This is a genomic window from Arthrobacter sp. NPDC093128, assembly GCF_040683875.1.
Taxonomy (GTDB): Bacteria; Actinomycetota; Actinomycetes; order Actinomycetales; family Micrococcaceae; genus Arthrobacter.
In genome coordinates this window covers 276,809-302,493 of sequence record NZ_JBFBEY010000004.1, presented here as the reverse complement: position 1 = coordinate 302,493, position 25,685 = coordinate 276,809, and the positions used below count along the sequence as shown (strand labels likewise).

The window sequence follows — 25,685 nt, the reverse complement described above, 5'->3', positions numbered from 1 at the left end:
CGTTAATTGTCGGAGCCACCGCATAGTCTCCAGTCACTAGATTCAGAACCGTCCAATGGGGGATGAAATGCCAGAACTGGTCGACGCCGAACCTCACCCGATCGCGACACTTCCGCAGGTGCCGGCTCAGGCTGCTCCCGCGTCAGTGCCTGCTTCTTATGACTACGCCTTTCTGTACGCGTGGCAGCAGGAAGCTTTGAAAGCGTGGCACGCGAACGCCCGCCGCGGCGTGGTGGAAGCCGTCACCGGTTCCGGCAAGACACGCGTCGGCATTGCAGCCGCCTTCGAGGCAGTACGGCAAGGCATCAAGGTGCTCATCCTCGTGCCAACGGCCGAGCTCCAGCGCCAGTGGCTGGCGTCGCTGCAGCGCGACCTGCCGAAAGCACGGCGCGGAGCACTCGGCGACGGCCGCCTTGACTCCCTCGACCACGTCGACATCCTCGTGGCGATTGTCCATTCGGCGTCCAGCCGCCATACGCTTCGCAGCCACAAGGCCGGCCTGATCATCGCTGACGAGTGCCACCGCTACGCCGCACCCATGTTCACCGGCGCACTGCAGGAAGGGTACGCCTGGCGTCTCGGGCTGACGGCTACTTACGAAAGGTCCGACGGCGAGCACGAAAACCTCCTGACACCCTACTTCGGCGGCGTCATCTACTCGCTCTGGTACGACCGTGCCTTGAAGGACGAAGTCATCGCGCCGTTCGACATCGCCCTGGTCGGGGTTGACCTGACGCCGTCGGAACAGGTCAACTATGAGGAATTTTCCAACACGATGTCCGAAGCGGCCCGAAACCTGGAGTCCTACGCCGGAATCCCCCGGCGGCCGTTCCACCAGTTCATCGCCTCGGTGGCCACCCTCGCAGGATCGGATTCACCGAGCAGGGAAGCGACGATCGCCCGCAAGTACATGCGGGCCATGGCGTCCCGGCTCACCCTACTGGCCGAGGCAAAGACCAAGTATCACGCACTCGCAGCACTGAAGGAAACGGTCGATGGGTCTCACGGCACCCTCGTCTTCACTCAGACCCAGGAATCCGCCCGCCGGGCACAGGAGCTGTACACCGCCATGGGATCCAAGGCCTCGGCGCTGTTCAGCGGGATGGCTAAGGACGACCGCAAGCAGGGCATGGAGGATTTCCGCAGCGGCGCCTCCCAGATCCTAGCGGCGCCCCGGCTCCTCGATGAAGGCATCGACGTTCCGGAAGCCGACCTCGGGATCATCGTGGCGGCCAACCGGAGCCAGCGCCAGATGGTGCAGCGGCTGGGCCGTGTGATCCGCAAGAAGGCAGATGGTCGCGTCGGGCGGCTCGTGGTCCTCTACTCCACCGGCACCGTTGAGGATCCGAACGTCCAGGGCGAGGAATTCCTGGGCAAGGTGCTGCCGTTCGCGCGCAACGTGGAATTCTTCGACATCAAGACCGATCTGGATCGGCTGCAAGTGTTCCTTGTCAGCGAGGCTGTGGTTGAGACGGAGTCGGGTGGCGAGACGGATCAGGCTGCCGGTGAAGCGCTTGGTGACCCGGAAGTTGTGGTTCCCGAGCCCGGCGGCGACGAAGTCCACGAAAGCGAGCTAAGCGACGACAGCGCGCCGACGCACTTCGATTTGGAAGATCCTGACTGGCCTGAGGAACTTGCCGGTCTGGAAGGCTTCACCGACGACGCCGTTCAGGACTACTTGCGTCGAGCAGGACGCGCAGAGCTTCTGACGGCTGAGCAGGAAGTGGAGCTCGCCGAGGAGATTGAAGCCGGCCTCTATGCGTCGCACCTCTTGGCGGACGGTGTTCCCCGCGGCCGTAAGGAATCTCGGGAGCTACGAGAAATTGCACTCCTGGGTGACCGCGCCGCCGACGCACTCCTTGAGGCCAACCTTCGGCTCGTAGTGTCCATCGCCAAGCGCTACATGAACCAGGGCATGGATTTTCTGGACCTCATCCAGGAGGGCAACATCGGCCTTCACCGAGCGGTGTGCAAGTTCGATTACACCCTCGGCTACAAGTTTTCGACGTACGCGACCTGGTGGATTCGCCAAGCCGTGACACGGGGTCTGGCCGACCAAGGGCGCATGATCCGACTGCCTGTTCACATGGTGGAGCAGGTGCAAAAAGTCTTGGCCGCTCAGCGCGGAGCGGCTGTGCAGGGAATTACGCCGACGTATGCGGAGCTCGGACAGCTCACTAGCCAGTCAGCAGACAAGGTGGAGTATCTCCTGAGTCTTGACCGGCCGGCTCATTCTCTGGACTATTTGGTGCCCGATGGCAAGGGCGGCTTGGAGCCGCTGGCTGACCAGCTGGTAGACCCGTCGGACATGGACATCGTGGACCGCATCGTTGGGGAACAGATGAAGGCGGAGGTGCACGCGGTGCTGGACACTTTGTCAGAGCGGGAAGCCGGAGTCATCGCCATGCGCTTTGGACTTGGCGACGGCGAGGAGAAGACGCTGGATGCGATTGGAAGGGTCTACGGCGTCACGCGCGAACGTATCCGCCAGATCGAATCCAAGACGATGCAGAAGCTGCGTCATCCCTCGAGGTCTCAGGTACTGAGGGAATACCTGTTCAGCTGCCAGAACCGTCCCTCGGCCGCAGTCTGTACAGCCGGTGAGACACAGTTGTCAGACCCTGCCAATACCGTGATAGAAACGACCACCAGTCAAAGCATGGGGGACAAATGAAGATCGAGTTCGGGTGGCATCTCGACCGGGCGCCGTGGGCTTATACCCAACCGGGGCTCAACAGCATCCGTGTGGGCCGGAAGAACTTCACAGCCCTGTTGCAGACACGGCTAGGCATCACCCGCCCGGACACCGGCCATGCAGAACGTGTCAGCCAGTACCTGCAACGGCTCCAGTCCATCGACTCTCCCGGTGCATGGTTCCACGAGTCCTTCCAAGTTGACCCATGGTCCACCGCCCAGGAGCTGCTCGCCGCTCGAGATGACGCCGTCGCAAATGGCTGGAACGGTTGGCTCCCAGCCCCGCGGACTGGCTCAGAAGCACCGTCCCCGCTGCTCCGAACGCTTGAGGCGGCTGAAAAGGCGCCCGGACGTCTGGCATCATCGTTGGCCGATGACATTGCGGAGTTGGTAACAGCGCTCGACTCGCCGTTGCCGCTTGGCATCGACGAGCTAGTCCTTCAGCACCCTGAGCCCAGCTTCCCGCAGGTCTGGCAGGTCATCATCGGAAAGCTCCGCAGTCGCGGCATCAAGGTCAGTGAGGCCGTCTCAGCCGCCAAGCCCCCCAAACTCACGATCCTGACAGCCGAAACGGAATGGGACGCTGCGGAGGCAGCCGCGAGGTGGCTCGCTTCGGGCGACAACGCCAACACCGCTGTCGTCTGTTCCGACAGCAGCGCAGTTCTAGACAGCTTTCTCTCCGGTCATGCGTTGCCCGCTGTCGGCGTCGGCGCCCCTTCTGCATGGCGGCCGCAGGACCAGCTAATTCCGCTGTTTTTCGAGGTCATCTGGGCACCGGTCAACGCACAGCTCCTCGCCGAACTGCTCAGCCTCCCCGGTTCACCGGTCCACCGGGGCGCCGCGCGGCACCTTCTGGCCGCTCTCAGAGCGGAGCCCGGAATCGGAGGCGACGCCTGGACCGCAGCGATTGCGGAAATCGAAGGCGACGAACAGCTCGGCCCGGACGTTGCAGCTGTGCTGGACGACGTCTTCAACACGGGTCTGCTCGTTGAAGACCGGATTGTCAGCGGCATCCAGCTGGCCGAAAGGGCGGAATGGCTGGCAGCCCGGCTGCATGCTCGCATAGCTGCCGATGAAACCGCCAAGGGCACGGCAGCCCTGCTGCAACGAATCCTTGCACTGCTCAAGCCGCTTCCCCGTGTGTCCCGCAGGGACCTGCGGCGGATCATCGCCGCCGTGATCACTCCGTCGTCCGGGTCGCTGGTCACAGCCGGAGCCTCACCCTGGCTACGGCTTGGCCACCTGGCGGAGCTGACCGATAGGGTCGACCAGGTCCTCTGGTGGGGATTTCAGGGCGCCAGTGCGCCGGCCCACCGTCGTTGGGACGCCCACGACGTCACGGCGCTCGCACAGGTGGGTGTGCAGCTTCCGGCCCCCGAAGAACTGAGCGCTCTGGAAGTGACCCAGACGCTTGCCGGTTCCACCCGGACCAGCAACCTGGTCCTCGTCCAGATCCGGCAGCGAGACGGCGAACGGGTGGCAGGCAACCCGCTATTGGAGGCTCTTGCGGCCGCTCAGCCGAGCGGGCAGGCGGCATCCGTGGCAGACCGGCTGTCCGCCATCACCGTTGATTCCCAAAAGCTGACCGACGCATCAGGCCGCTGGTCACTGGCGGGCCGCCAAGCACAGCTCGCCCCCGTTCCCCAGCAACGGCCCACGGCACCACGTCCCGTCCACGAGGTGACTCCAAACCCGGTGCTGGTCCCAAAACGCATCTCTTACACCCAGCTGTCGACGCTGCTCGGCTGTTCATTCGCCTGGGCGCTCAAACACGAGGCACATCTCAGGGTGCCCGACGCCGCCGGTGTGCCAGCCGGAAACCAGATGCTTGGCATCTTTGCCCACAAGGTCGTCGAGGTCCTCCACCGAGAACTCCGGCCGTTTCACCGCTCCGTTCCGGAAGCAGCCGAGGTGAGCGCCGTCGTCGGCCGTCTCCTGCCCCAGCTGGCATCGGAGCTGCTCCTGCCCGGCCAGCTGCACCGGCTGGCCGGGGTTCGAGCCACCATCGAAGCCACTGTCATGACGTTCTTCCAGCAGCTCGAGCGCGGCGGGGTGGTGCTCCAGGAGATGGAGAAGGAGTTCAGTAAGGACCTGACCCTCACAGTGGCCGGATCCGATCTCACCGTTTCCGTAGAGGGCCGCGCCGACGCCGTGGGCGTCGATGCGCGCGGCCGGACAACCGTCGTCGACCTCAAGTGGAGCAACACCGAAAAGTATCTCCGCCAGGACGTTCAGCGTGGTGAAGCACTCCAGCTTGCGCTGTACCAATGGGCTCTCAACGACGGGGAAGAGCCGCCGGATTTTCCGGCCGCATATTTCCTGCTGAAACAGGGAGCGTTCGCGTCCGCCCACCCTGAGTTCGGCGCCGCCGTGCAACCCGCGCAGGACACGCCGGAGCTGTGGCGCCGTGCGGTACGTGCCGTGGAATTCACGGTCGAGGAAGTCCTCGCAGGCCGCATCACTGCCGCACAGCCGGCCGAGAACGCGCTGGCCGAAGGTGAGCCCACCGCTGCCACTCTGGCGGCTGAGGATGAGCGGCTGCACCGGGAGCCGAAGTGCCGGTACTGCGATTTTGGAACTCTGTGTGGACTCAAAGGGGACTACTCGTGAACATGCTGGACAACGTCACCATGGTCTCGGCCAGCGCCGGCACGGGGAAGACGTACACGCTGACGGGCAAGATCGTGGACCAGATCGCGGCGGGGCTGCCTGCCGGGGCTATCATGGCCACCACGTTCACCAAGAAGGCGGCGGGTGAGCTGCGCGAGCGCATCGCCGCCCGTCTCCTGGAACAGGCTGAGGTGACGGACGACGCCGATGCTGCCGCCGCCCTTCGGCTCGCCTCCCAGCAGCTCCCTGCGAGCCTCATCGGCACGGTGAACAGCGTCTGCGGGCAGCTGCTCCAGGATCACGCCATTGACGCTGGTCTGTCCCCCGCCCTTGAGGTCATCGGGGAGGAGCAGCTTGCCGGTATCTTCAACCTCGCTACCGACGAAATCCTGGCCGAGCATGCTCCGGCGATTCTCCCCATCGCACACCGCATGGGCACGGACGACGCGGGTGCTCGGGATGCAAAAACCTGGCAGGAGATGGTCCGGTCTGTTGTGGACGCCGCCCGCACCAACCTCCTGGGAGCCGACGAGCTGGCAGCCTGCGCGGAACGGTCCTGGATCGGATTCCGTGAGCTCCTCGATCCGCCTGGCAATGACGACCGGGCGAACTGGCTGCGGGACCTGCGCGCCAGTGTGCCCGACCTCGAAGCCACCGCGCGGGACGGCAAGACGCCGGCCGGGAAGTCGGTGACCGTCACTTCCGCATCGTTTACGGAACATGTGCCAAAGATCCTGCACAAGGTTGCGAAAATGGGCGACATCGAAAGCATCACCTGGGAGGACTGGCGCGGCGTCGTTGGATCCGGGGCTCCCGCCGCAGTCAAGGCACTCTTCGCACCAGCGACGGATGCCATCAAGGAAGGTCTCCTCTCCAGCCCTGCTTTCCATCACGACCTTGAGCAGTACATCCGGCGGATCTTCGCATGCGCCGCTGATTGCCTCAACGCCTACTCCGAGTTCAAACGGCTCCATGGCCTCATGGACTTTGTTGACCAGGAGACCCTTGTCCTGAAGCTGGCGCGTAACAACGAAGCGTTCCGGCGTTCGTTTCCCGGGCGCGTCCGGTTCCTTGTGGTCGACGAGTTCCAGGACACAAGCCCCCTCCAGCTGGAGCTCTTTCTGCAGCTCAGCAATCTTGTAAAAGAGGCCGTCTGGGTGGGCGACCCCAAACAGGCCATCTATGAGTTCCGTGGCACTGACCCAGAACTTATGGAAGCGGTGGTCGCCAAGGTCAGCCGCAGGGAGCAACTGTCCAAGACTTGGCGCTCCCACCAGGCCGTGGTGGACCTGAGCAACGCCGTGTTCGAGCCGGTATTCGAAAAGCATGGCATGCCGCCCGAAACTGTCCACTTGGAGCTCCCCGACGCACACGCGGAGTGGTCCCCGGGCACGCTCGAAGCCTGGACCCGCCGCCAGACCAACGACGGCGAACGGCTCAAGGCAACCGCCGCAGGCGTAGCGTCCCTGCTGGGACGGCGGCCGGAGCTTCGGGCCGGCGACCTCGCCATTCTGGCCAGGTCCAACGCGGATGTGGAATCCCTGTCCACGGCACTCGACGCTTTGGGCATCCGTGCCAGCCGCAACCCCCGCAAGCTGTCCGACGCCCGGGAGGTGCAGCTCGCCCGGGCCGGCATGGCGTACATCGCTGACGGATATGACACCGTGGCTCTGTGCGAACTCGTGGCACTGCATCCCGGCCACTCTGCCCACGCAACATGGCAGCAGCAGCTCCTCGAAACCCCGGATGCCGCCGTCGTGCTCGAGTCGTGGAATGCCGACCCGTTGGTGGCCGCACTTGACAGCCTGCGTGAACGCGCGGCCGTGGCTACGCCTACCGAGGTCTTCGAGGCCGTGACCGGTGTTCTCGGACTGCCCCGGCTCATCGCCAGCTGGTCATCCCCGGCCACCCGGTTCAGGAATCTCGACGCCGCCCGCGGTGCCATCCACACCTACTACGAGCGGTGTCTCGCGCTCCGCTGCCCCGCGACGCTGCGCGGCTTCCTCGTCTTCTTCGGCAGCGAGGAGCAGCAGTCGGCCGAGAACACGGGCGACGACGTCGTCAATGTCCTCACGTACCACAAGGCCAAAGGGCTCGAATGGCCCGTAGTAGTCATGGAAGGGCTGGACAAGGACCTGCGGCTCGCAGCGTTCGGGGCCGCAGTGGAGCAGGAGGGCAGCTTCGATTTGGAACAACCGCTGGCTGGCCGCTGGATCCGGTTCTGGCCGAGTCCCTTCCCGTATGGCGGATCCCCGCTGGACACGAAGGGCAAGAACAGTGAAGTAGCGGAGCGGGCGCAGGAACGCGACCGCCGCAACATGTCGCGGCTCATGTATGTGGGCATGACGAGAGCGGTTGAGACCACTGTGCTGACCGCAAAGAGCAGCAGGCCGGAACTGTTGAACAACTTGGGCGTAACAGCATTGGTGTCTTGGTCGACAGAAGACGAGGGCAGCACCGAAGCAGTAATCCAGGTAGCCGACGGCGAAGGCTTTCCCTCAATCGTTCAAGAACTCGAGCCCCTGGAAGTTGTACCGACAGCTCCAGTGTGGACTCCGAGGTTTACCGACGCGCTATCGGCCCCTTCGGGCGCTGTAGGGTTGCCGGCCCGCTTCGCCGCCTCCTCCCTGGACTCTTCCGGGCACGATGCCGCGGTAACCCCTGTGGCTGAGCTCGGTTCACGGCTCGCACACCATGGTTCCGATGACTGGGGTGCGGTGGGCAGCGCCGTCCATGCCTATCTGGGGACGCAGTTCTCAGCGCTCACCCCAGCCGAGCAGCGGGATTTGGCCGAACGGATCGTTGAGCGGTGGCAGGTCGAGGGAACTGTTGATCCGTCGTTGCTGATCACGTCCGGGGACAGGTTCGAGGCCTATCTGGACACGGAGTTCCCGCAATGGGCCCGGCACCGGGAAGCGGCTATTGGCTGGCGGCCAGACCATCAGGTCATGGAAGGCTGGATCGATCTGTTGCTGGAGGGTCCCGACGGATTTGTCCTGGTGGATCACAAGACCTACCCCGGAAATGATCCGGAAAGTCACGTACGCGAGAAGTACCTAGGCCAGATGGCAGCGTACCGCAATGCGGTTCTCGCCGCGACGGGCAAGCCGGTTCTGCGGACGCTCATCCATTTCCCGGCTCTTGGCCGGGTCTACGAGATCAGCGACGTCTAAGGGGCACATCCAGCGGTGAATTTGGTCCGAACCTCGGAACTGGCATCGACTAACCGGCTCCCACCACCACAGGTGACGGCACTCCGGGCTTTGGCATGACCACTAGGGCACCCCGACATTTTGTCTGTGGGGTGCGTCATACTACAAACACCAGATCGTAACCCCGGAGTGAAAGAGGGACGCAGTGCACTTTGACTTGACACGCTCTGCCGGCAAGGTTCCGGGGAATTGATTTCCTGTGAAAAGCGGACCCGCGCCGAAAACGCCCGATGACAACTACGCACAATTCATCGCACAGCTCGACTCTGCAGCGAAGAATCTCACCCTGCGCCAGGAATCGCTGAGTAAGTCACTGGACCTAGTCGGGTTGCTCTACAAGCAGAACGAAGTCGGTCTCCGGCTGTGGGAAGAACGGCGCGGTAAAGCCGGAAAGCTTGTGCCAAGGGAAACGAAGTCGCCAGCGAAACAAAAGGCGTTGGGTGAGCTACTCGAGGTAGCCGTCAGGATGGAATCAATGTTCCTGAATCGCACCCAACGCATCGCCGAGAAACAGGCAACTATCCAGAGCCGCTGCGACGAGATCAAAAAGTCGCTCCTTGATCTGGACCGGAGCAAGCTGAAACTTGAGTCGTCCCGAATGCTGTCACGCGAGCGGGAGAACCTTAACCGTGCCATCGCCGCGCTGGCAGGGACATCCCAGGCCGCTACTGTGTCCACGGCGGACTTTGGTTTACGTAACGACCTCAACGACGCGCGCCGGGCGATAGCCATGGCCGAGGCCCTCCTCGAAGTGAAGGAGAACTGACAATGACTCGACCTGGCAGCGAAGAGAGGGTCATCAGAAGATTCACCTCTGCAGAGTGGGACACGCAACAAGGCCCCGGATCCATCGACTTCTTGGCTAAATTACGCGCCAGATGGGTCCTGCTCGGCTTCATGGTCTTCGGCATCCTTACCAACCTCGGAGCCTTCGGCGCCACCGTCATCGTGGTTGGGGCGATCATGCTGTTCTTGTACGCAAACAAGTCCTCGCCCCGGAAGGCGTTCGTGAAGGGGTTATTGGCGGATGTCAACGAAACCATCATCGAGCTGACGGGCGACGCCAACGCCAGTCTTACTGTCAAGGACTTCCGAGCTCTTGCCGAGAAGGGCCGGCCACTCTCCTTGCCAGTCAACGGTGTACACGGACTCAACCTCCAAGTCATCAACGAGGGCCCGGTCCAGAACCGAATCGCTGTTGTTGCTCTGGCGGACGACACATTGCGTTCAACACGCGTCGTCGTCACCGCAACAGCCCCGGACTACGCCACCGCCAGCTTCGATCGGCTGCTTCAGGCCACCCTCGACGCCGAGCCCGATAACCCACCCAAGACGATCTAGGACGGAATAGGAGTCATATGAAAGACAACCTCAGTGCAGACGACGCGGCCGACATAGTAAGCAGATCAGGACGGACTTTGCGAGCACGCCTTCGGGAACTTAGGGATAGCGGCGCCTTAGACGCGAAGGGTGCTTGGCAGGATCCTCCGCAGAAAAACGGAACCTGGACCATCAAACGAAGTTTCCTTCGAAGGCTGGCGCAAGAAAACAATTGGCCATTCAACGACCACTAGGGCTGCGTCCCTTCATTCGTTAAGCGGCACGCGGGCTAGCTTCGATGTCGGCACCAGACCCGAGCAGAAGAGCCGTCAGGTCGATCGCTTTGCATGGCAGTCACCACCAACGGTAACGGCACTCGACATTCTGGCATGCCCATTCCGGCACACCGTATTCCAGCTGACCAGTTGTAGGGTTCAGACGTTCTTCATGCATGAAGCAGCAGCCTGCGAATTCCGTCCTCGGGTGTTGTGCCATGTCATCCGGCATCATCATGCCGTAAGCAATCGGCCAGGACTCGTGCCCGCACACCGGGCAGCTGCGGACGGCCGTGCGTTTCTTTGCCGAATTCGCTTCATCGATCATGGCTGCAACCTATCCCGCAGCCCCGACATCTAAGGCAGCTACAAAAGATTCCTTATCCGTAAGAAATTCTTGTAACTTTCCCGCGTGCCGAGATGCGTCAACCAGCTCTAAGACCAGCCGCAAACGAACGGCTCCCACTTCAGTTGGCATGACCGAACGCGGTGTCAGCCACTCCTTACCTATAATCGCCGTTGCCGGAACATCGGGAAAAGCTCGCGCACCCGGTCCACCGTCTCCAGCGAAACGTCCACCGCCCGCACCCCAGGCTCAAGGCCAAGATCCGCTTCAACAACCCCCATAGGATCAACCATCACGCTCCGGCCCACCGATACCGGCGGCGCCTGGCACACCCCTGCCACGTACACGCTGTTCTCGATGGCTCGCGCGGCGTTGAGTGCCAACCACTGCTCTGTCTTGTGGGTGCCCGGCACCCAGGACGAGCAGACCAACAGGACCTTGGCGCCGGCGTCGGCCAGTGATCTGGCCAGCTCCGGGAACCGCAGGTCGTAGCAGGCCATCAGGCCGAAGCGCGCTCCCCCGTGCTCGAACACCACCGGGCTGGTCGACGGACCCGGCTTGATGAACGTCGACTCCCCGAAGCCCTGCGCGTCGAAGAGGTGGATCTTCCGGTGGACGGCCAGCCGGTCGCCGTCGGGCCCGAATGCCACCAACGTGTTGTAGGCCTTGCCCGACTCCTCCGAGGTTTCCACCACGCCCGCCACCAGCGCGATGCCGTGGCGGCGGGCGATACCGGCGAGTTCCTGGCAGACGGGACCGTCCAACGGCTCGGCCATCTCCGGGAATGTGGCGTCCACCTTCTTCTTCTCATAGGTGGCGTACTCCGGGAAGGCGACCAGCGTGGCGCCGTCGAGCGCGGCCTCGGCGGCGAACCGGTCGATCGCGGCGAGGTTGGCCTGGATGTCGGTGCCCGACTCCAGCTGCCCGAGCGCTATCCTCACAGTTGTTCCTTCCCTTCCGTCAGCCCTGCCCGGGTCAGGCCCCGGCCCGAGACTCCGGCTCAGACGGCCGCCTCAACCGTCGCCTTTTCCGTCGCCGTCATTTCGGGCGGTGCCGCCTTGAATCCCCGCGTGATCAGTGCCAGGACCACCACGCCCAGCACCAGCCAGGACACTCCCAGAGTAATCGCGTTGCTGTCCAGCTGGGAGAGCAGGTACGCACAGATGATCGCACCGACCACGGGGACCACCACGTAGGACACGGGGTTTAGCTGGAGCCCGGCCCGGCGCTGGCGCACGTAGTGGAACACTACCGAGGCGTTGACCAGGGTGAAGGCGGTGAAGGCGCCGAAGTTGATGAACGACGTGGACGTGGCCACGTCCAGGAAGATCGCGATCAGGCCGATGATTCCGGTGACGATCAGGTTGACCACCGGGGTGTGGAACTTGGCGCTGAGCCGGCCAAAGACGGCCTTGGGCAGGACCGAGTCCCGGCCCATCGCGTACAGCAGGCGGGAGGCGCTGGCCTGGGCGGCGAGGCCGGAGGCGAACTGGGCCACTACCAGGCCGGCGAGGAATACTGCGCCGAACAGCTGCCCGCCGATCTGCAGGGCGATGGAGCTGGCTGCGGAGGCGGAGTCCTCGAACACCCCGCCGGGGTGGACCAGCTGGGTCACGTAGGACACGGTCACGAAGATGCCGCCGCCGATCAGGGCGATGAGCATGATGGCGCGGGGCATGTTCTTGCGCGGTTCGATGGTCTCCTCGGTGAGGGTGGTGACGGCGTCGAACCCGAGGAACGAGTATGCGGCGATGGCCGCACCGGCGGAGATGGCGGCGATGCTGGAGGTGTCGTTGAAGAACGGCAGGGTGCTGGCCAGGCCGCCGGCGCCGGAGGTGGACACCACGTTGCCGATGGACAGTGCCACGAAGAACACGATGACCAGCAGCTGGAACGCCATCAGCACGTAGTTGGCCTTGTCCGCCACCTTGATGCCCAGGATGTTCAGCAGTGTGGTGATGAGGATGAAGCCCACGATCCAGACTGCGATGGAGATTCCGGGGAACTGCGCGCTCAGGTAGGAGCCGCCGATGAGCCAGATGACCATGGGCAGGAAGAGGTAGTCGAGCAGGATTGCCCAGCCGACCAGGAACCCGACGCGGGGATCGATGGACCGGCGGACGTAGGTGTAGGCGGAGCCGGCCACGGGGTACGCGATGGCCATCCGGCCGTAGCTGTGGGCCGTGAACAGCATTGCGACCATGGCCACCAGGTAGGCGGCCGGCGATGCGCCGCCGGTGGTTTCGGCGATGATGCCGAAGATCCCCAGGGCGATTAGTGGGGTCAGGTACGCCAGGCCGAACAGGACCAGGGAGGGCAGTTTCAGCGTGCGGGTGAGCGTGGGTGAAGTTGTCACGGGTGGTTCCTTAGGCGTTGAAGGACTGGGGAGCCCAGGTGGCCGGGCTGATCCGGCCCTGGTAGACGGGCAGTTCGACGGCGTCTTCGCCGTCGCGGAACTGGGACCAGGGGCGGTTGAGGTTTTCGGTGCCGTGGGTTCTGACGTGCTCGACGGCGGCAAGGTCCAGTTCCGCGGTGAGCAGCACCGGCGCGTCGTCGGGGGCCTCGGCCAGGGTGTTGCCCTCGGGGTCGACGATGATGCTCAGGCCCTTGCCGGTGGGGCCGGCGCAGTTGACGCTGACCAGGAAGACCTGGTTGACGATGGCGTTAGCCTTGGCGAGCACCAGCTCCTGGCGGCGGTCCGGCGTCGTGGTTTTGACGACGTTGAGGATCACTTCGGCGCCCATCCAGGCGAGCTGGCGGGACACTTCGGGGAACCATGCGTCGTAGCAGATGTTCAGGCCCACCCTGCCGATGCCGGCCAGGTCCACGGTGGTGAACCGGTCGCCGGGGTCGTAGGGCTCGAACGGGCGCCAGGGGAAGACTTTCCGGTAGTAGCCGGCAAGCTCCCCATCCGGGGACAGGACCAGCTGGGTGTTGAACAGCTGGCCTCCGGGTCCGCGTTCGCACACGCTGCCCGGGACGAGCCAGATGCCCAGGTCCGCGGCAAGCTGCCGGAGCTCTTCGACTCGGGGTCCGTCCAGGGGTTCGGCGGAAGCCTGGAGCACTTCGGTGCGCTGCTGGTCGGGGTCCTGATCTCCGAAGAGGTGCAGTTCGGGGAAGACGATGAGCTTGCTGTGCGGCTGGGCGGCGAGGGCGGCGGTGACATCGTCCGCGAAGGCCGAGAAGGGTTCACCGATGAGCCGGGGCCGGGCCTGGGCTGCGATGAGGGGAAGAGTGCGTTGCATGGTGTTCTCCGCGTTGGGGATGTGATCTGCACTATATTAGATCAGAATGATCCAATTATGAGAAGAGGGACAGATGGGCCGTAAAGTAGCGGATATGACCCGTCAGTTGGACGACACCGCCGACTCCTCACCCATCGGCGCCGGCAGGCCGGCCGGCATCGACCGGCGCAGCGCCATCGACGCCGTCCGGCTGCGGATCGGCATGGCCATTTCGCTGGGACTGCTGAAGCCCGGCGAGCGTCTCCCGGATCAGGAGGAGGTGGCCCTTGGTCTGTCAGTCAGCCCGATCACGGCGCGACGCGCGCTGGCAAGCCTGGCGGAGCAGGGCGTGGTGGTCCGCCGCCGGGGCCGGGCCGGCGGAACCTTCGTGGCGGACGAGCCGCCGCAGAGCGTGCTGGCCGAACTCTCGGCTTCCCCGGCCGAGTCCCAGGCCGTGAACCGGTTGGTGGACCGGAGGCTGCTGTTCGAGTGCGCGGTGACCCACTACGCGACGCTCAACGCCACGGCGGAACAGCTGGATGAGCTCGAGCGGCTGACCCGCGACATGGCCGAGTCCTCGGACTGGTCCGACTACCACCAGGCCGACGAGCAGTTCCACCAACTGGTGGGCACTGCGTCAGGGCTGGGGACCGCTGTCGAGGCTTACCACGAGGCCCTGGCCGAGCTCTACGAGTACTTCATCCCGTACCCCATCGAACTGCTGCACAAATCGAACTGCGACCACGTCGCGCTGGTGGCGGCGTTACGTGCCGGCGAGGTTGAGGAAGCGGTGGAGGTTTCCCGGAAGCACGTGGACGTGCTGCACCGGACGATGTTTATGGGGCTGACTCGATAGCTGTGTCGATACGCACCGGGTTGTTCATTCAGGTACCAGGCTCCCGATCCGCAAAGTGGTGAAGAAAGCACCGAAGGTAGGGCATGGCCCTAAACGTCAGGCGGGCGACGATCCACGTGTGGGCCGATAAGGTTCTAGACATGTCAGACAGCCCTAGAACGCCGCCGGCGAAGAGCCACTTTTCTAACCTTCAGCAGTGGATGATTGGTCTGTCAGTTCCGGTTGTGATTGCCCTGCTCACCGTTTTGTTGCTTCCATTCGTGGAACAGGCAGACGAGGAAGTGGAGTTGACCTACGGCGTGGAGATCACCGAGACGACCGGATCGCTCATCAATAAAAACATCATCTTTACTGATGATGACGGGAACCGCCTCAAATGCCCGGTGCCGAGCAAGAGCGATCTCAAGAATAAAGCCCCTATGCAATGCAAGGACCGCAATGGAGCCGTCCATGCGATCGAAGCAATCAAGCCCGTATAGCCACCGAAAGGGACATATTGAAAAGCGGCCTGATTGCTGCACTCTGCGCATTGGTCTTGGCACCGGCTTTGATCTCCTGCGTGCCACGTACCGACCAGAGCGAAACGCTGAGGGAGGTCAAGCCGATGATCAGCTCCGCCGTGGATGAAATCCAGTCAATGTTTCCAGAAGCATCCGTCCAGACCTCGGATAGCCCTGATGAGCTATCCAGCTGTTCGCGTCCCAAGGACAACAGCCATGACGGGGAGTGGAAGTCCAGTGATATGAGGTGGATTGAGCTCAGCGGCGAGGTGGACCAGACTCAACTTCTGGATGACATCCTCAAGCACATGACAGCCAAGGGATGGAAGCCTGGCGATAACCACTTCACCAACGGTGTTGATCGGCTCGAAGTGGCGCATCCCGACGGCGGGTATATCTTCCTGTCCTTTGACGTGAGGTCATCAAACACCCTGGAATTGCACTCCATGTCTGACTGCTATTACCTCCCCGATTACAGTTACAAATCGGAGTTTCAGTAATGGCTTGACCTTATTCATCCCCAGTGTCCGGCGCATCGAATCATGTCGTGAATTGTGTTGCCGGGCATACCTGGCGGAGGGCGCGCCCGGCCAAGGCCGGACGCGCCCTCCGCGTGCACCGAACCCATGAAGTGGCTAACGGCGCCGGACTCAGTCCATAAGCACCGGCTGCTAGGCCCCTAATGTCTCCCGCAATCCGGTTGTAAAGCGCGTGTGGACTCTGCACGCCCAACGGTGCGAACGGTGTCGCTTTGGGGCCGACTTGGAGACACCGTCGCGCCACTCTAAGCTCTCGAATAGGGCTTGATGCCCGCAGCCAAGGGGGAACAGCATGACGACAGCAACGGGCATGAAGTACGAGACGAGGTCCGTGAAGACAGTTCGCGGCATGGAGGCTAGAACTAGAGCCAAGGTAGAGAAAGAGGGCTGGGAGTTCGTCTCTCAGACCCAAGGGACAGTGCGGGCGGAGCTGAACTTCCGGCGCCCGAAACCAGAGACCCCGTGGAAACTGATCGGGATCGGCGGCGGCCTGCTCGCAGTCCTTATCATCGTGCTGCTCATCGTCAATGCGATCGGGGGCGGGGATAATTCAAGCAACGACGCGGCAACCCTTCCGTCCCAAACTGCGCCAACTGAAGCAAGCACGCCGTCAGTCGAGCCCGCGCCTGCCAAGCCTGTCGTCACAGCTATCAGCGTGGATGAGTTGCTAGACAAGCTCAACTCCGGCCAAATGGGTGGAATCAAGGTTGGAGACCAGTTTCAATTGACTGGCGAACTGTTCATGTCCGAACTATGGATGACCGGGGCGACCGGGGAGTTCACCGTCATGCTAAAGGCCCAGGGGGGAGGCCAGGACCTGTCCGTGTTCGTTGACAAGTCAGATGCAGCCGGGTGGCAGGACGGCACAAAGGTCCAGATGATTGTGGAAATGGGTGAGGCTACGATCAACGGTGAGACCACGGACGGCTGGCTCAGGGCCCTGTCCGTGGAGACGATCCCGTAGCCGAAACAACCGCATCCGCGGTGCGATCAGCACGAACACCGCTGCCGGAAAACCATCCTTTAGCGAGCACCTAGCTCGCCGTAAGTGCGTCTGACTAGGCAGACGCCATAGCTCGTTTCGCGACGTGCGATCATCCGAGACTCTCGAACACCAGCGTCGCTTGAATGCGGTCGCCGCCGCCGATCAATCCCTTGCTCCCGCTGCTGGCGGTGGTTATGGTGTGGAGTCGATAGCCCTTGGCGGCCTGATCGTTGATGGCTTTCTCGAGGGAGGTCAGGTTGCCTGAACCGGTTCCCCAAAGTTTCTCTTTCAGAATCACCTGCAGGACGACATACTGCATGACACGAATTCCTTCCGTTGCTAGCCAATTGGAGCCATGCTAATCGATGCGGCGGGCGCCCCTCGGGATGTGAGCAACGGCGCGGTGGACCGCCACACCACGTCGCGCTGGTGGCGGCGCTACGTGCCGGGGACGGCCAGGCCGTGGAGGTCTCGCGAAAGCACGTGGACGTGCTGCACCGGACGATGTTCATGGGGCTGACTCAGGGCGAAGCCTAAACCCCACATCTGACTGATAGCGAACTGCGATTGCCGCCATCGGAAAAAGATTCCTAATGCGAATTTCACCGGCGGCTTGGCTGGCGGGAGCCACGAAGCATCAACTGAAAAGCAAGATTTGCGCAGTTTTGTCCTAGAAACCAAAATGCCGATGTTTTCTCGGATCTAATTGAATAACTTTGACGCTATTGGGGGAAGCGAAGATGCTTGTATTTGTCGGCTTGTGCGGTGTACCGCCTCTGCGCCGTGCTCCATCTCCTCCATGCGCGTCCATCACTGCACCCACCCCGCACGCTTTGCATCGCACGTCGGTCAGGTGTCCTATGAAAGGACTCTCGTGAGCCAGCAACCATACAATGCTCCCTATCCTCCAACCTACGGCTATGGTCAACCGCCGGTAAGCAACAAGTCGTTCCTGACGACCTGGCTGCTATCACTTCTCCTTGGCGTCTTCGGCGTTGACCGTTTCTACCTTGGCAAGACGGGGACCGGCATCCTGAAGTTGGTCACGCTTGGCGGTTTCGGTATCTGGGCCCTCGTGGACCTCATTCTGATTCTCGCTAACAAGATGAAGGACAAACAGGGGCTTCCGCTTGAGGGTTACGACAGGCACAAGAAGATCGCGTTGATCGTCACCGGTGTTGTCATTCTCCTGAGCATCGTCTTCAACTCAGCCCGGGCAGGCTCTGCCCCTTCGTCTGGGTCCGCTGGTTCCACTTCCAAGGTCGCCACTGCGGCTCAGACCGCATCTGCCACACCGACGCCCACCAAAGATCCGGCCGTCGTTGCTGCTGAAGCTGAAGCCTCTGCAAAAGCCAAGGCTGAGGCTGATGCGGCGGCTAAGGCAAAAGCCGAGGCCGACGCCGCTGCCAAGGCTGAGGCCGAAGCGGCGGCTAAGGCAAAAGCTGAAGCAGATGCAACTGCCAAAGCCAAAGCTGAGGCTGACGCCGCAGCTGCTAAGGCTGCCGCAGAGGCTGAAGCTGCTGCCAAGAAGGGGACGATCAGCCAGCAGAACGCTCTTCGCAAAGCTGACAGTTACCTCGATTTCACGGCTTTCTCCCGTACGGGCCTGATCCATCAACTGGAGTTCGAGAAGTTTTCAACAGGTGACGCGACGTGGGCTGCGGACCGCGTGACCGTCGACTGGAACGAGCAGGCAGCCAAGAAAGCCAAGAGCTACCTCGAATTCACCTCCTTCTCGCACAGTGGGCTGGTCGAGCAACTGCTCTTCGAAGGCTTCACCCCGGAGCAGGCAGAGTACGGAGCGAGCACGACCGGCCTCTAGTGATCTGGCTCGGTTTCAGCGGTCATGGCGTCAGCGTCGATGACGCCATGACCGCTAGAACCTGAGCGACCGAAATACCCGCCGTAATTCGAGGCCGACTCCCCCGGACGTGATCCAGGGACATTAACCGACCCGCGAGTTCCATCTCAGACAGTAATTCATCGTCCGATCAAGGCGTGGCACCGAGGCTTGCAGGAGTGCCTGCATTCGAAAACGCGCGGCACGAGGGCAATCAAATTTGCCGACATATCTCAAAGGGGAATTAGTTTGAAACTCACCACAACTTTGGCCAGTGGCGCGCTCCTGTGCATGGCTCTTTCGAGTTGCGCCGGCTCACCGCAGGCAGTTCCCACCGTCACGCATACCGTCACTCAGACGGCCACGGCAACAGTGACGACGACGGCCACGGTAGCAGCTGAACCTGTTGCTCCTGCCGTTGTGACGGCTCCAGCGCCAGCTCCTGTTGCTCCAGCGACGGCCGTAATCCCCGCCAACGCTGCCGGAATGAATGCAGAGGCACTTGACGATGAGCTGTCCGCCTTGGGCTTCAAGAAGATCGTCTACAACTCCGACACCGGCAAGACAGTGCTATTGCTCAGCAACTGGACGGTTACTGGAATCGACAACGCCGGAGCGGAACAAGCCGTCGAGAAGGCAGTAGTCGTTCACGTAACCAAGTAGTTTCTGCATTTTGAAGGGCGCGCCCGGCCAAAGCCGGACGCGCCCTTCATGTGCCGTGAACCCGAGGAGGGTTCGCTACGCCTGGTTCAGTCGATGAGCACCGGGGCCTTGGCGCGCTCTGAAGATTCGACAACCGGCGAAACCTTCCCCGAACGGTGGTGAAGCCAATTGGCCACCGCCAGAAGCCCTACGAGCGCGAACGTGCTCAGGAGCTGGGGACGGGAATCCTCGCCGATGAAGCCCACCGTGAAGATCGCGGCGAGGATGACCAGACCAAACACCGTGAGCCACGGGAAGCCCGGCATCCGCAGGGGAAGCTCCGTTCCCTCGCGGTCGGCGCGGAGGCGCAGCGCGAGCTGGGCGAGGAGCGCGGAGGTCCACACCAGCAGGCACGTCGAGCCCACGATGTTGAGCAGGACCGGAAGGACCTTCTCGGGGAAGGCCAGTTCCAGCACAACAGTGACAACGCCGAAGGCGACGCTGGCCAGGACCGCGACCACCGGAACCCGGGCCTTGGACACGGAGGCAAGCAGGCGTGGTGCTTCACCCCGCTCCGCGAGGGAGTACGCCATCCGGGAGGCACCGTAGAGGTTGGCGTTGAGGGCGGACAGCAGTGCCGCCACAGCCACCAGGGTGATCGCCGTGGCTGCGCCGGGCATGCCGGCCGCATCCAACACCGCGGCGAACGGGCTCTTCAGCCCCGCCGAACCCACGGGAACCACCGCCGCGATCACGAAGATTGCACCGATGTAGAAGACCAGGATGCGCCACAGCACCGTCCGGACTGCCTTCTTCACGCTGCGGGCAGGCTCCGCGGTCTCGGCTGCTGCCACGGACACGATCTCAGTGCCGCCGAACGCGAATGCCACCACGAAGAGTGCCGTGGCAATACCGGCAAAACCGCTGGGTGCGAATCCGGCACCCGTGAAGTTGGACAGGCCCGGCGACTGCACACCCGGCAGCCAGCCGAAGAGCAGCGCAGCGCCCACCAGGAGGAACCCGACGATTGCCGCCACCTTGAGCAGCGCAAACCAGAACTCGAACTCGCCGAAGTTCTTCACGCTCGTGAGGTTCACGGCGGTCAGCACCACGATGAACACGAAGGCCATCAGCCACACCGGCAGCGCGGGGAAGATTGTGGCCAGCAGGCCTGCCGCACCGAGCGCTTCGGCCGCGATGACCACCACCAGCTGCAACCACCAGAGCCAGCCCACCGTGGCGCCGGCCACCGGCCCGTAGGCCTTGGCGGTATAGACGGAGAAGGCACCACTGTCCGGATTGGCGGCGGCCATCTCGCCGAGGGCCCACATCACCAGAATGATGAGGGTGCCGGCCACGAGGTAGGAGATCAGCACCGCCGGGCCGGCAGCCTGGATGCCGGCACCGGAGCCGATGAACAGGCCCGCGCCGATGGCGCTTCCGAGCCCCATCATGGTGAGCTGGCGGGGTTTGAGTGCCGCGCCCAGTGCGCGGCCAGACGTCTTTGTCTGTTGTTCCATGGGGAGTCCTCTGGTTGTAGGTGGAACGGGTTGGGGTTTCAGATCAGTTGATTGTCGAGGCCGCATGGGCTTCCAGAAGCCGGAGCACACGATCGTTGGAGGCGGGATCGGCAACGGTGATCCGCACGCCGTCGCCCTGGTACGCCCGGACCATGATGCCCGCGCGGTCGAACGCGTCCACGAGCCCCGCCAGGAGGGTTTCATCGGCACGGATCCACAGGAAATTGCCCTGGCTCGGCTGCAGTTTCCAGCCCTGGGCCTCCAGTTGCGCGGCCATCCGTGTGCGCTCCTGCCTGACGGCGGCCACCCGCGCTTCCATGTCCTCCCCCGCGTCCAGCGATGCGACGGCCGCCTTCTGGGCCAGCGCGCTCACGGAGAAGGGAAGGGCGGTCCGGCGCAGTCCCTCGGCGATGGCCGGCGCCGCCACGGCGTATCCCACGCGCAGGCCAGCGAGTCCATACGCCTTGGAGAAGGTGCGCAGGATGCAGACGTTCGGGTACTGGCGGTAGAGCGCCAGAGATTCGGGGCCTGTGCCCGCTTCGGCGTATTCCACGTAGGCCTCGTCGATCACCACGAGGATGTCGGAGCGGACGGATTGCAGGAAGGCCTCGATGCGCTCGTGGCTGATCGGCACGCCGGTGGGGTTGTTGGGGGTGCAGAGCAGGATGACCTTGGTGCGGTCAGTGACGGCCGCGGCCATGGCGTCGAGGTCGTGGCCCTCAGCGCGGTCCAGCGGAATGCGGACCGGCCGGGCGCCTGCCAGCTCAACCAGGATGGGGTAGGCCTCAAACGAACGCCACGCGAAGATCACTTCATCCCCCGCGTCGCAAAGTCCGGTGATGATCTGCTGGAGGACGCCGACGCTGCCGGGTCCCACCGCCACCTCTCCGGCCGTGACGCCGAGGTGGCGGGCAAGCCGTTCACGGAGTTCGACGGCGGCACTGTCCGGGTAGCGGTTCATGGTACCGGCCGCTGCGGCCACCGCAGCGGCGGCAGCGGGCAGTGGCTCGTAGTGGCTTTCGTTGCTGGCGAGGGCTGCAATGTCCATGCCGGCGCTGCGCCGGCCCGGGACGTAGGGCGGAAGTCCGGCCACCGCACCTCGAAGGGTTGGGAGCGCGGTGTCCGGTGCGGTCTGGAGCTGATCACGGGTCATGAGGACTGATCATGTTGTGACCCGGCCCACAATGCAAGATACGCTCTACCCATTGGGACTTCTGCTCAACTTCTACTGTCTGCGGTGAAAATATGACCATCCCGAACCCTCGAACCTTGGATTCCCTTGATGGCAGGATCATTCTGGCCCTCGACAAGGATCCGGAAGCCAGCGCCCTGGCACTCTCGCGGACGCTCGGCGTCGCACGGAACACGGTCCACGCCCGGCTTTCACGGCTCGAGCGCAGCGGCGCCCTCCGCTCCTTCAGCCGCAGGCTGGATCCCGCCGCGCTTGGCTATGACCTGATGGCCTTCCTCTCACTGTCCATCAGCCAGACCCGGACAGGTGCGGTGGAAGACGGGCTCGCCGCGATTCCGGAGGTCATCGAGGTGCACGCCACCACCGGGGACGCGGACCTTATGGCCAAGGTGGTGGCGCGCAGTACGGCCGATCTCTACCGCATCACCAACCAGATCCTGGAAATCGAGGGGATCCAGCGGACCAGCACGGCCATTTCCGTGCTGGAACTCATGCCGCCCCGCTACGACGGCCTCCTGAGCCGCCTCTCGGAGCAGGAATCCCGCCTTTCGACCTAAGTGCTGGTGATGCACGCCACTAGTGCGCATATTTTCAGTTCAATCGGCACTCGCCTGCCAAATATCCCAATCTAACTCGACTCTCTTGCCTATTTGTGAACCAGCACACAAGATTCCTGCATGACTACACTTACCGTCTCCGGCCGCGTGGCACAGGTTCTCAGCAGCTACCTCAGCGACGTTTTCGGCGTCATGGGCAACGGAAATGTCTACTTCCTGGACGCCGCGGAAAAGCTGGGCCTCCGCTTCTCCGCCGTCCGGCATGAGGGCGCCGCCATCGCCGCGGCCGACGCCTACTACCGGGCGTCAGGACGCCTCGCAGCAGGCACCACCACCTACGGCCCCGGCTACACCAACGCACTCACCGCCCTCGCCGAGGCGGTCCAGGCCCAGATCCCCGTGGTGCTGGTCACCGGGGACGCACCGAGCAGCGGCGCCCGGCCCCAGGACGTGGACCAGGCGGCCATCGCTGCGGGCCTGGGCGCGGCGACCTTCACTGTCACCCGCGAGGCCGCGGGCTCCATCACGCAGCAGGCGGTGGAGTACGCGCTCACCAAGCGGACCGCCGTCGTCATTGCCATTCCCTACGACCTTGCGGCACTCGAGGCTGCGGACGAAGAGCTTCCGGCGCCACTGGCACCGCAGGTGACGGACGACGTCGTCGGCGGCCTCGTGCAGGTGGCCCGGCTGCTCGCCGGGGCGAAGCGGCCGCTGGTCCTCGCCGGCCGCGGTGCGCATCTCGCCGGCGCCGGCCCAGAGCTCCGGGAGCTCGCCGACCGCCTGGGCGCGCTGACCGCCGGAACCGCCCTGGCGCTCAACCTCCTCCGGGGCGAGGGGTATCTCGGCGTCGCGGGCGGCTTCGGCACGGACACCGCGGCCGGGCTCATGGGTGAGGCCGATGTGGTGCTCGTGGCCGGGGCAAGCCTGAGCCCCTTCACGATGCGGTTCGGGCACCTGCTCGGCCCGGACAGCACCGTCATCCAGATCGACGCCGCCCTGCAGCCGACGCACCCCCGCGTGGATACGTTCGTCAGCGCGGACGTGAAGTCTGCCGCTAAACGCCTACTCCGGATTCTGGATGGGCCGGCCTCGCCGGACGCCAGCCGCGGAGAAGCCTGGCGTGCGGAGGCCCGCAAACGCCTGGCCGAGGGACCGGCGCACCACCCAGGCTCCGATGAGACGCCGGACGGTCGACTGGACCCGCGTTCCCTTGCCACGGCACTGGATGCGGTGCTACCGGAGCGCCGCACGGTGGTGCAGGACGGAGGGCACTTCGTCGGCTGGGCACCCATGTACTGGCGCATCCCGAGGCCGCAGGATCTGGTCATGGTGGGGACCGCGTACCAGGCCATCGGGCTGGGCCTTGCCAGCGCCGTCGGGGCAGCCCGCGCAGTGGAGGACGGCCGCACCCTGGTGCTGGCCTCCGGCGACGGCGGTTTCCTGATGGGCCTGTCCGACCTCGAATCCCTGATTGGGGCGGCCAGCAGCGCCGTCGTGGTGATCTACAACGATGCCGCCTACGGCGCCGAAATCCACCAGTACGGCTCCCAGGGCCTGACCGAAAAGCCCATGCTGATCCCCGAGGTGGACTTCAGCGGCATCGCCCGTGCGCTCGGTGCCGAGTCAGCGATCATCCGCTCGCTGGCGGACCTTTCCGCGCTCCAGGAGTGGATCGACGCCGGCGCCCAGGGGACCTTCGTGGCCGACTGCCGCATCACGTCGAGCGTCCGGGCCCCGTGGCTGAGCGAGTGGATGAATGCCAAGCAGGAGGCAAAGGCGGCGGTGGCGGGGTAGCTGCCAGGCTGGCACGAAAAAGGAGGCCGACGACGACACCCAGTGTCGCCGTCGGCCTCCTTTTAAGCCCGCGGTGGTGCTATCCCACGCAGGGCGCTGGGGCTCTATGCCGCCATTGGAAGCGATACGTAGCTGCCCTCGATGACGCTGGCGGCAACAACGGGAGTGCCGTCAACTGTGACATAGCTGCCACGGGTGACGGGAGCCAGGTTTCGGGCGCCAGCGACGGTGACATAGGTGCCCTCAACGCCGACGGGGACGCTGCCGGCCGGGAGAGTCACGTAGCTGCCGCCGCGCACTGCGGTGTCAGCGACAGCGGTAGCGGTCGTAATGGTGGTTTCGGTGGTGGATGAGGAGGTTGCGGGGCGTTCGGTCAGCAAAGTCATGGGTTCTCCGTGGGGTTTCGGGATGAGGGCTATACAAGTTCTTGTGCCGCTCAAGCAGGAGGGCGGTCGCGCATTGTGTCGCCTGCCCCGCTGGCCCGGGTGTCTTCACCGGTGCGGTACTCAAGGGCTACGGCGGCCTGTACCTAACTTTACAGGCTTATCGCGAGCTACTCAGAATAAGGTGGGAAGGCTCACGTTTACGCAAGGCGGTTGACCAGAACGGGGTGAGGGAAAGATCAGCGCAAAATTGCCTCAAGAACGAATCTTTCAATCCCCTGAAGAACTAGCATCACGGTATTGGCTGCACAAAACAGTAGGGGAAAAGATGAGCGAATATGGTCTTGCGGAGGCAACGGCAGTGCTTGACGAAGTCAACGGGTGGCGGCCGAACACCCCCGAGACGCGGGTCTTCGATACTTCGTTTGACTACAGGACCGACCAACCGGCGAAGAGCAATCCCGACCCGGACAGGGACAGTCCCAGGCTCCGGTCGCTCCATCAGCGGCTGTGGACCAAGCAGCTAAACTCCGGCGTCCTTTTCGCCCCGACCGTGCCGCCGAATCGTGGGGACGGCTACCTCATCTTCACCGACACCTCCGGGAGGAGGCATTGGTACGGCAGCGACGCCATCACCGCCTCCTACACCCACTGGCTACGTCCGAGGCCTCTGGTCGACGCCATCGCCGGGCTGAACGACGAACAGCGGGCCCGCTACCTCAACCCGCCGTACACCATCGGCAGTGCGATGATCTGGCCCGTCAGGAAGGCGGACCGACCCACCATAAACCAGGCACGAGGGATCAGGTCGCTGATCGCCGACCGGATGGACCTCACCCTTGAGTGCATCCGGCGCCATTACGCAGGAGAGCCCGAAAGCCCCCTCGCCGATGTCATCGACGCCTACGCTGACTTCTTCGCGCTCTTTGACGGGTTCAAAGAGCTCGTGGACTTCTTCCACCTGCAAGACCTCGTGTCGCCCGACTACGACAAGGTTCTGTTCTTCCTGCCCTTGGACAACTTCAAACGCCCCGGGACACCGGCCACAACGGAGGAGTACGTGACGTACCGCGAGGCCACGCTCGAGTTCATCGCGAAACGAGGTCAGCGGATAGCAAGGTGGCTTAGGGACAACGGCCCCGAAACCGGGGTTGGCGCGGTGGTTCCTTAGCGGGGCTTCCAAGAACGGCGCCGGC

At 63.6% G+C, this 25,685-nt stretch carries 22 protein-coding genes; 14 read left to right on the top strand and 8 right to left on the bottom strand.

Annotation, left to right across the window (positions count from 1 at the left end):
• Nucleotides 1-67: 67 nt before the first annotated feature.
• From AB0N24_RS07125 to AB0N24_RS07105, 5 genes are all read left to right on the top strand, one after another.
• Nucleotides 68-2,674, top strand: coding sequence for a sigma-70 family RNA polymerase sigma factor (locus tag AB0N24_RS07125; RefSeq protein ID WP_364122330.1), 2,607 nt, complete (start codon nucleotides 68-70; stop codon nucleotides 2,672-2,674).
• Nucleotides 2,671-5,304, top strand: a complete 2,634-nt coding sequence (locus AB0N24_RS07120; protein ID WP_364122328.1) for a PD-(D/E)XK nuclease family protein — start codon at nucleotides 2,671-2,673, stop codon at nucleotides 5,302-5,304. The genes AB0N24_RS07125 and AB0N24_RS07120 overlap by 4 nt, the downstream gene beginning before the upstream one ends.
• 2 nt (nucleotides 5,305-5,306) lie before the next feature.
• A complete protein-coding gene (locus tag AB0N24_RS07115; protein WP_364122397.1) occupies nucleotides 5,307-8,477 on the top strand; it encodes a UvrD-helicase domain-containing protein in 3,171 nt (1,056 codons plus the stop codon).
• Nucleotides 8,478-8,715: 238 nt separating this feature from the next.
• Complete coding sequence (locus AB0N24_RS07110; protein WP_364122326.1) at nucleotides 8,716-9,282, top strand: hypothetical protein; 567 nt, start codon at nucleotides 8,716-8,718, stop codon at nucleotides 9,280-9,282.
• A 2-nt stretch (nucleotides 9,283-9,284) separates the two neighbouring features.
• Complete coding sequence (locus tag AB0N24_RS07105) at nucleotides 9,285-9,857, top strand: hypothetical protein (protein ID WP_364122324.1); 573 nt, start codon at nucleotides 9,285-9,287, stop codon at nucleotides 9,855-9,857.
• 333 nt (nucleotides 9,858-10,190) lie between these two features.
• Here the strand turns inward: AB0N24_RS07105 and AB0N24_RS07100 are convergent, their stop codons facing one another.
• The 4 genes from AB0N24_RS07100 to AB0N24_RS07085 all read right to left on the bottom strand — a co-directional run bounded on the left by AB0N24_RS07100 (nucleotide 10,191) and on the right by AB0N24_RS07085 (nucleotide 13,702).
• Complete coding sequence (locus tag AB0N24_RS07100) at nucleotides 10,191-10,439, bottom strand: hypothetical protein (protein WP_364122322.1); 249 nt, start codon at nucleotides 10,437-10,439, stop codon at nucleotides 10,191-10,193.
• A gap of 179 nt (nucleotides 10,440-10,618) precedes the next feature.
• Nucleotides 10,619-11,398, bottom strand: a complete 780-nt coding sequence (locus AB0N24_RS07095) for a carbon-nitrogen hydrolase family protein (protein ID WP_364122320.1) — start codon at nucleotides 11,396-11,398, stop codon at nucleotides 10,619-10,621.
• A gap of 59 nt (nucleotides 11,399-11,457) precedes the next feature.
• Complete coding sequence (locus AB0N24_RS07090) at nucleotides 11,458-12,813, bottom strand: APC family permease (protein ID WP_364122318.1); 1,356 nt, start codon at nucleotides 12,811-12,813, stop codon at nucleotides 11,458-11,460.
• 10 nt (nucleotides 12,814-12,823) lie between these two features.
• The gene (locus AB0N24_RS07085) at nucleotides 12,824-13,702 is read right to left on the bottom strand and encodes a carbon-nitrogen hydrolase family protein (RefSeq protein WP_364122316.1); all 879 of its coding nucleotides are present in this window, start codon (nucleotides 13,700-13,702) and stop codon (nucleotides 12,824-12,826) included.
• A 94-nt stretch (nucleotides 13,703-13,796) separates the two neighbouring features.
• Here AB0N24_RS07085 and AB0N24_RS07080 point away from each other — a divergent pair, with 94 nt between their 5' ends.
• The 4 genes from AB0N24_RS07080 to AB0N24_RS07065 all read left to right on the top strand — a co-directional run bounded on the left by AB0N24_RS07080 (nucleotide 13,797) and on the right by AB0N24_RS07065 (nucleotide 16,540).
• Nucleotides 13,797-14,537, top strand: coding sequence for an FCD domain-containing protein (locus AB0N24_RS07080; protein ID WP_364122314.1), 741 nt, complete (start codon nucleotides 13,797-13,799; stop codon nucleotides 14,535-14,537).
• Between the two features lie 140 nt (nucleotides 14,538-14,677).
• A complete protein-coding gene (locus AB0N24_RS07075; protein WP_364122312.1) occupies nucleotides 14,678-15,016 on the top strand; it encodes a hypothetical protein in 339 nt (112 codons plus the stop codon).
• A gap of 17 nt (nucleotides 15,017-15,033) precedes the next feature.
• Nucleotides 15,034-15,537, top strand: a complete 504-nt coding sequence (locus AB0N24_RS07070) for a hypothetical protein (protein ID WP_364122310.1) — start codon at nucleotides 15,034-15,036, stop codon at nucleotides 15,535-15,537.
• A 331-nt stretch (nucleotides 15,538-15,868) separates the two neighbouring features.
• Nucleotides 15,869-16,540: a hypothetical protein gene (locus tag AB0N24_RS07065; protein ID WP_364122308.1), complete on the top strand. Its 672-nt coding sequence runs from the start codon at nucleotides 15,869-15,871 to the stop codon at nucleotides 16,538-16,540.
• Between the two features lie 130 nt (nucleotides 16,541-16,670).
• Here the strand turns inward: AB0N24_RS07065 and AB0N24_RS07060 are convergent, their stop codons facing one another.
• The gene (locus AB0N24_RS07060; protein WP_137321459.1) at nucleotides 16,671-16,880 is read right to left on the bottom strand and encodes a DUF4177 domain-containing protein; all 210 of its coding nucleotides are present in this window, start codon (nucleotides 16,878-16,880) and stop codon (nucleotides 16,671-16,673) included.
• Between the two features lie 555 nt (nucleotides 16,881-17,435).
• Between AB0N24_RS07060 and AB0N24_RS07055 the strand changes: the two genes are divergently transcribed.
• A complete protein-coding gene (locus AB0N24_RS07055) occupies nucleotides 17,436-18,383 on the top strand; it encodes an Ltp family lipoprotein (protein WP_364122306.1) in 948 nt (315 codons plus the stop codon).
• 504 nt (nucleotides 18,384-18,887) lie between these two features.
• Nucleotides 18,888-19,064, top strand: a complete 177-nt coding sequence (locus AB0N24_RS07050; RefSeq protein ID WP_364122304.1) for a hypothetical protein — start codon at nucleotides 18,888-18,890, stop codon at nucleotides 19,062-19,064.
• A gap of 86 nt (nucleotides 19,065-19,150) precedes the next feature.
• On the opposite strand, the gene AB0N24_RS07045 is transcribed toward AB0N24_RS07050, so the two are convergent.
• Both AB0N24_RS07045 and hisC read right to left on the bottom strand, forming a co-directional pair.
• A complete protein-coding gene (locus tag AB0N24_RS07045) occupies nucleotides 19,151-20,563 on the bottom strand; it encodes an amino acid permease (RefSeq protein ID WP_364122302.1) in 1,413 nt (470 codons plus the stop codon).
• A 43-nt stretch (nucleotides 20,564-20,606) separates the two neighbouring features.
• Complete coding sequence (gene hisC / locus AB0N24_RS07040; RefSeq protein WP_364122300.1) at nucleotides 20,607-21,716, bottom strand: histidinol-phosphate transaminase; 1,110 nt, start codon at nucleotides 21,714-21,716, stop codon at nucleotides 20,607-20,609.
• A 92-nt stretch (nucleotides 21,717-21,808) separates the two neighbouring features.
• Here hisC and AB0N24_RS07035 point away from each other — a divergent pair, with 92 nt between their 5' ends.
• Nucleotides 21,809-22,312 (top strand): Lrp/AsnC family transcriptional regulator, encoded by a 504-nt coding sequence (locus AB0N24_RS07035; protein ID WP_364122298.1) that lies wholly within the window; start codon nucleotides 21,809-21,811, stop codon nucleotides 22,310-22,312.
• Nucleotides 22,313-22,432: 120 nt separating this feature from the next.
• Nucleotides 22,433-24,106 carry a thiamine pyrophosphate-binding protein gene (locus tag AB0N24_RS07030; RefSeq protein WP_364122296.1) on the top strand — a complete coding sequence of 558 codons (1,674 nt, stop codon included), beginning with the start codon at nucleotides 22,433-22,435 and terminating at the stop codon, nucleotides 24,104-24,106.
• A gap of 104 nt (nucleotides 24,107-24,210) precedes the next feature.
• On the opposite strand, the gene AB0N24_RS07025 is transcribed toward AB0N24_RS07030, so the two are convergent.
• Complete coding sequence (locus AB0N24_RS07025) at nucleotides 24,211-24,492, bottom strand: hypothetical protein (protein WP_364122294.1); 282 nt, start codon at nucleotides 24,490-24,492, stop codon at nucleotides 24,211-24,213.
• A gap of 325 nt (nucleotides 24,493-24,817) precedes the next feature.
• Here AB0N24_RS07025 and AB0N24_RS07020 point away from each other — a divergent pair, with 325 nt between their 5' ends.
• Nucleotides 24,818-25,660, top strand: a complete 843-nt coding sequence (locus AB0N24_RS07020) for a hypothetical protein (RefSeq protein ID WP_364122292.1) — start codon at nucleotides 24,818-24,820, stop codon at nucleotides 25,658-25,660.
• Nucleotides 25,661-25,685: the final 25 nt, after the last annotated feature.

What these genes read in the sequence shown, in the direction of transcription:
- AB0N24_RS07125 (WP_364122330.1), top strand. Translation starts at nt 68, where the DNA reads ATGCCAGAACTGGTCGACGCCGAACCTCACCCGATCGCGACACTTCCG.
- AB0N24_RS07030 (WP_364122296.1), top strand. Translation starts at nt 22,433, where the DNA reads ATGACTACACTTACCGTCTCCGGCCGCGTGGCACAGGTTCTCAGCAGC.
- AB0N24_RS07115 (WP_364122397.1), top strand. Translation starts at nt 5,307, where the DNA reads ATGCTGGACAACGTCACCATGGTCTCGGCCAGCGCCGGCACGGGGAAG.
- AB0N24_RS07100 (WP_364122322.1), bottom strand. Translation starts at nt 10,439, where the DNA reads ATGATCGATGAAGCGAATTCGGCAAAGAAACGCACGGCCGTCCGCAGC.
- AB0N24_RS07075 (WP_364122312.1), top strand. Translation starts at nt 14,678, where the DNA reads ATGTCAGACAGCCCTAGAACGCCGCCGGCGAAGAGCCACTTTTCTAAC.
- AB0N24_RS07080 (WP_364122314.1), top strand. Translation starts at nt 13,797, where the DNA reads ATGACCCGTCAGTTGGACGACACCGCCGACTCCTCACCCATCGGCGCC.
- AB0N24_RS07065 (WP_364122308.1), top strand. Translation starts at nt 15,869, where the DNA reads ATGACGACAGCAACGGGCATGAAGTACGAGACGAGGTCCGTGAAGACA.
- AB0N24_RS07060 (WP_137321459.1), bottom strand. Translation starts at nt 16,880, where the DNA reads ATGCAGTATGTCGTCCTGCAGGTGATTCTGAAAGAGAAACTTTGGGGA.
- AB0N24_RS07120 (WP_364122328.1), top strand. Translation starts at nt 2,671, where the DNA reads ATGAAGATCGAGTTCGGGTGGCATCTCGACCGGGCGCCGTGGGCTTAT.
- AB0N24_RS07105 (WP_364122324.1), top strand. Translation starts at nt 9,285, where the DNA reads ATGACTCGACCTGGCAGCGAAGAGAGGGTCATCAGAAGATTCACCTCT.
- AB0N24_RS07050 (WP_364122304.1), top strand. Translation starts at nt 18,888, where the DNA reads ATGAATGCAGAGGCACTTGACGATGAGCTGTCCGCCTTGGGCTTCAAG.
- AB0N24_RS07025 (WP_364122294.1), bottom strand. Translation starts at nt 24,492, where the DNA reads ATGACTTTGCTGACCGAACGCCCCGCAACCTCCTCATCCACCACCGAA.
- AB0N24_RS07085 (WP_364122316.1), bottom strand. Translation starts at nt 13,702, where the DNA reads ATGCAACGCACTCTTCCCCTCATCGCAGCCCAGGCCCGGCCCCGGCTC.
- AB0N24_RS07045 (WP_364122302.1), bottom strand. Translation starts at nt 20,563, where the DNA reads ATGGAACAACAGACAAAGACGTCTGGCCGCGCACTGGGCGCGGCACTC.
- AB0N24_RS07020 (WP_364122292.1), top strand. Translation starts at nt 24,818, where the DNA reads ATGAGCGAATATGGTCTTGCGGAGGCAACGGCAGTGCTTGACGAAGTC.
- AB0N24_RS07035 (WP_364122298.1), top strand. Translation starts at nt 21,809, where the DNA reads ATGACCATCCCGAACCCTCGAACCTTGGATTCCCTTGATGGCAGGATC.
- hisC (WP_364122300.1), bottom strand. Translation starts at nt 21,716, where the DNA reads ATGACCCGTGATCAGCTCCAGACCGCACCGGACACCGCGCTCCCAACC.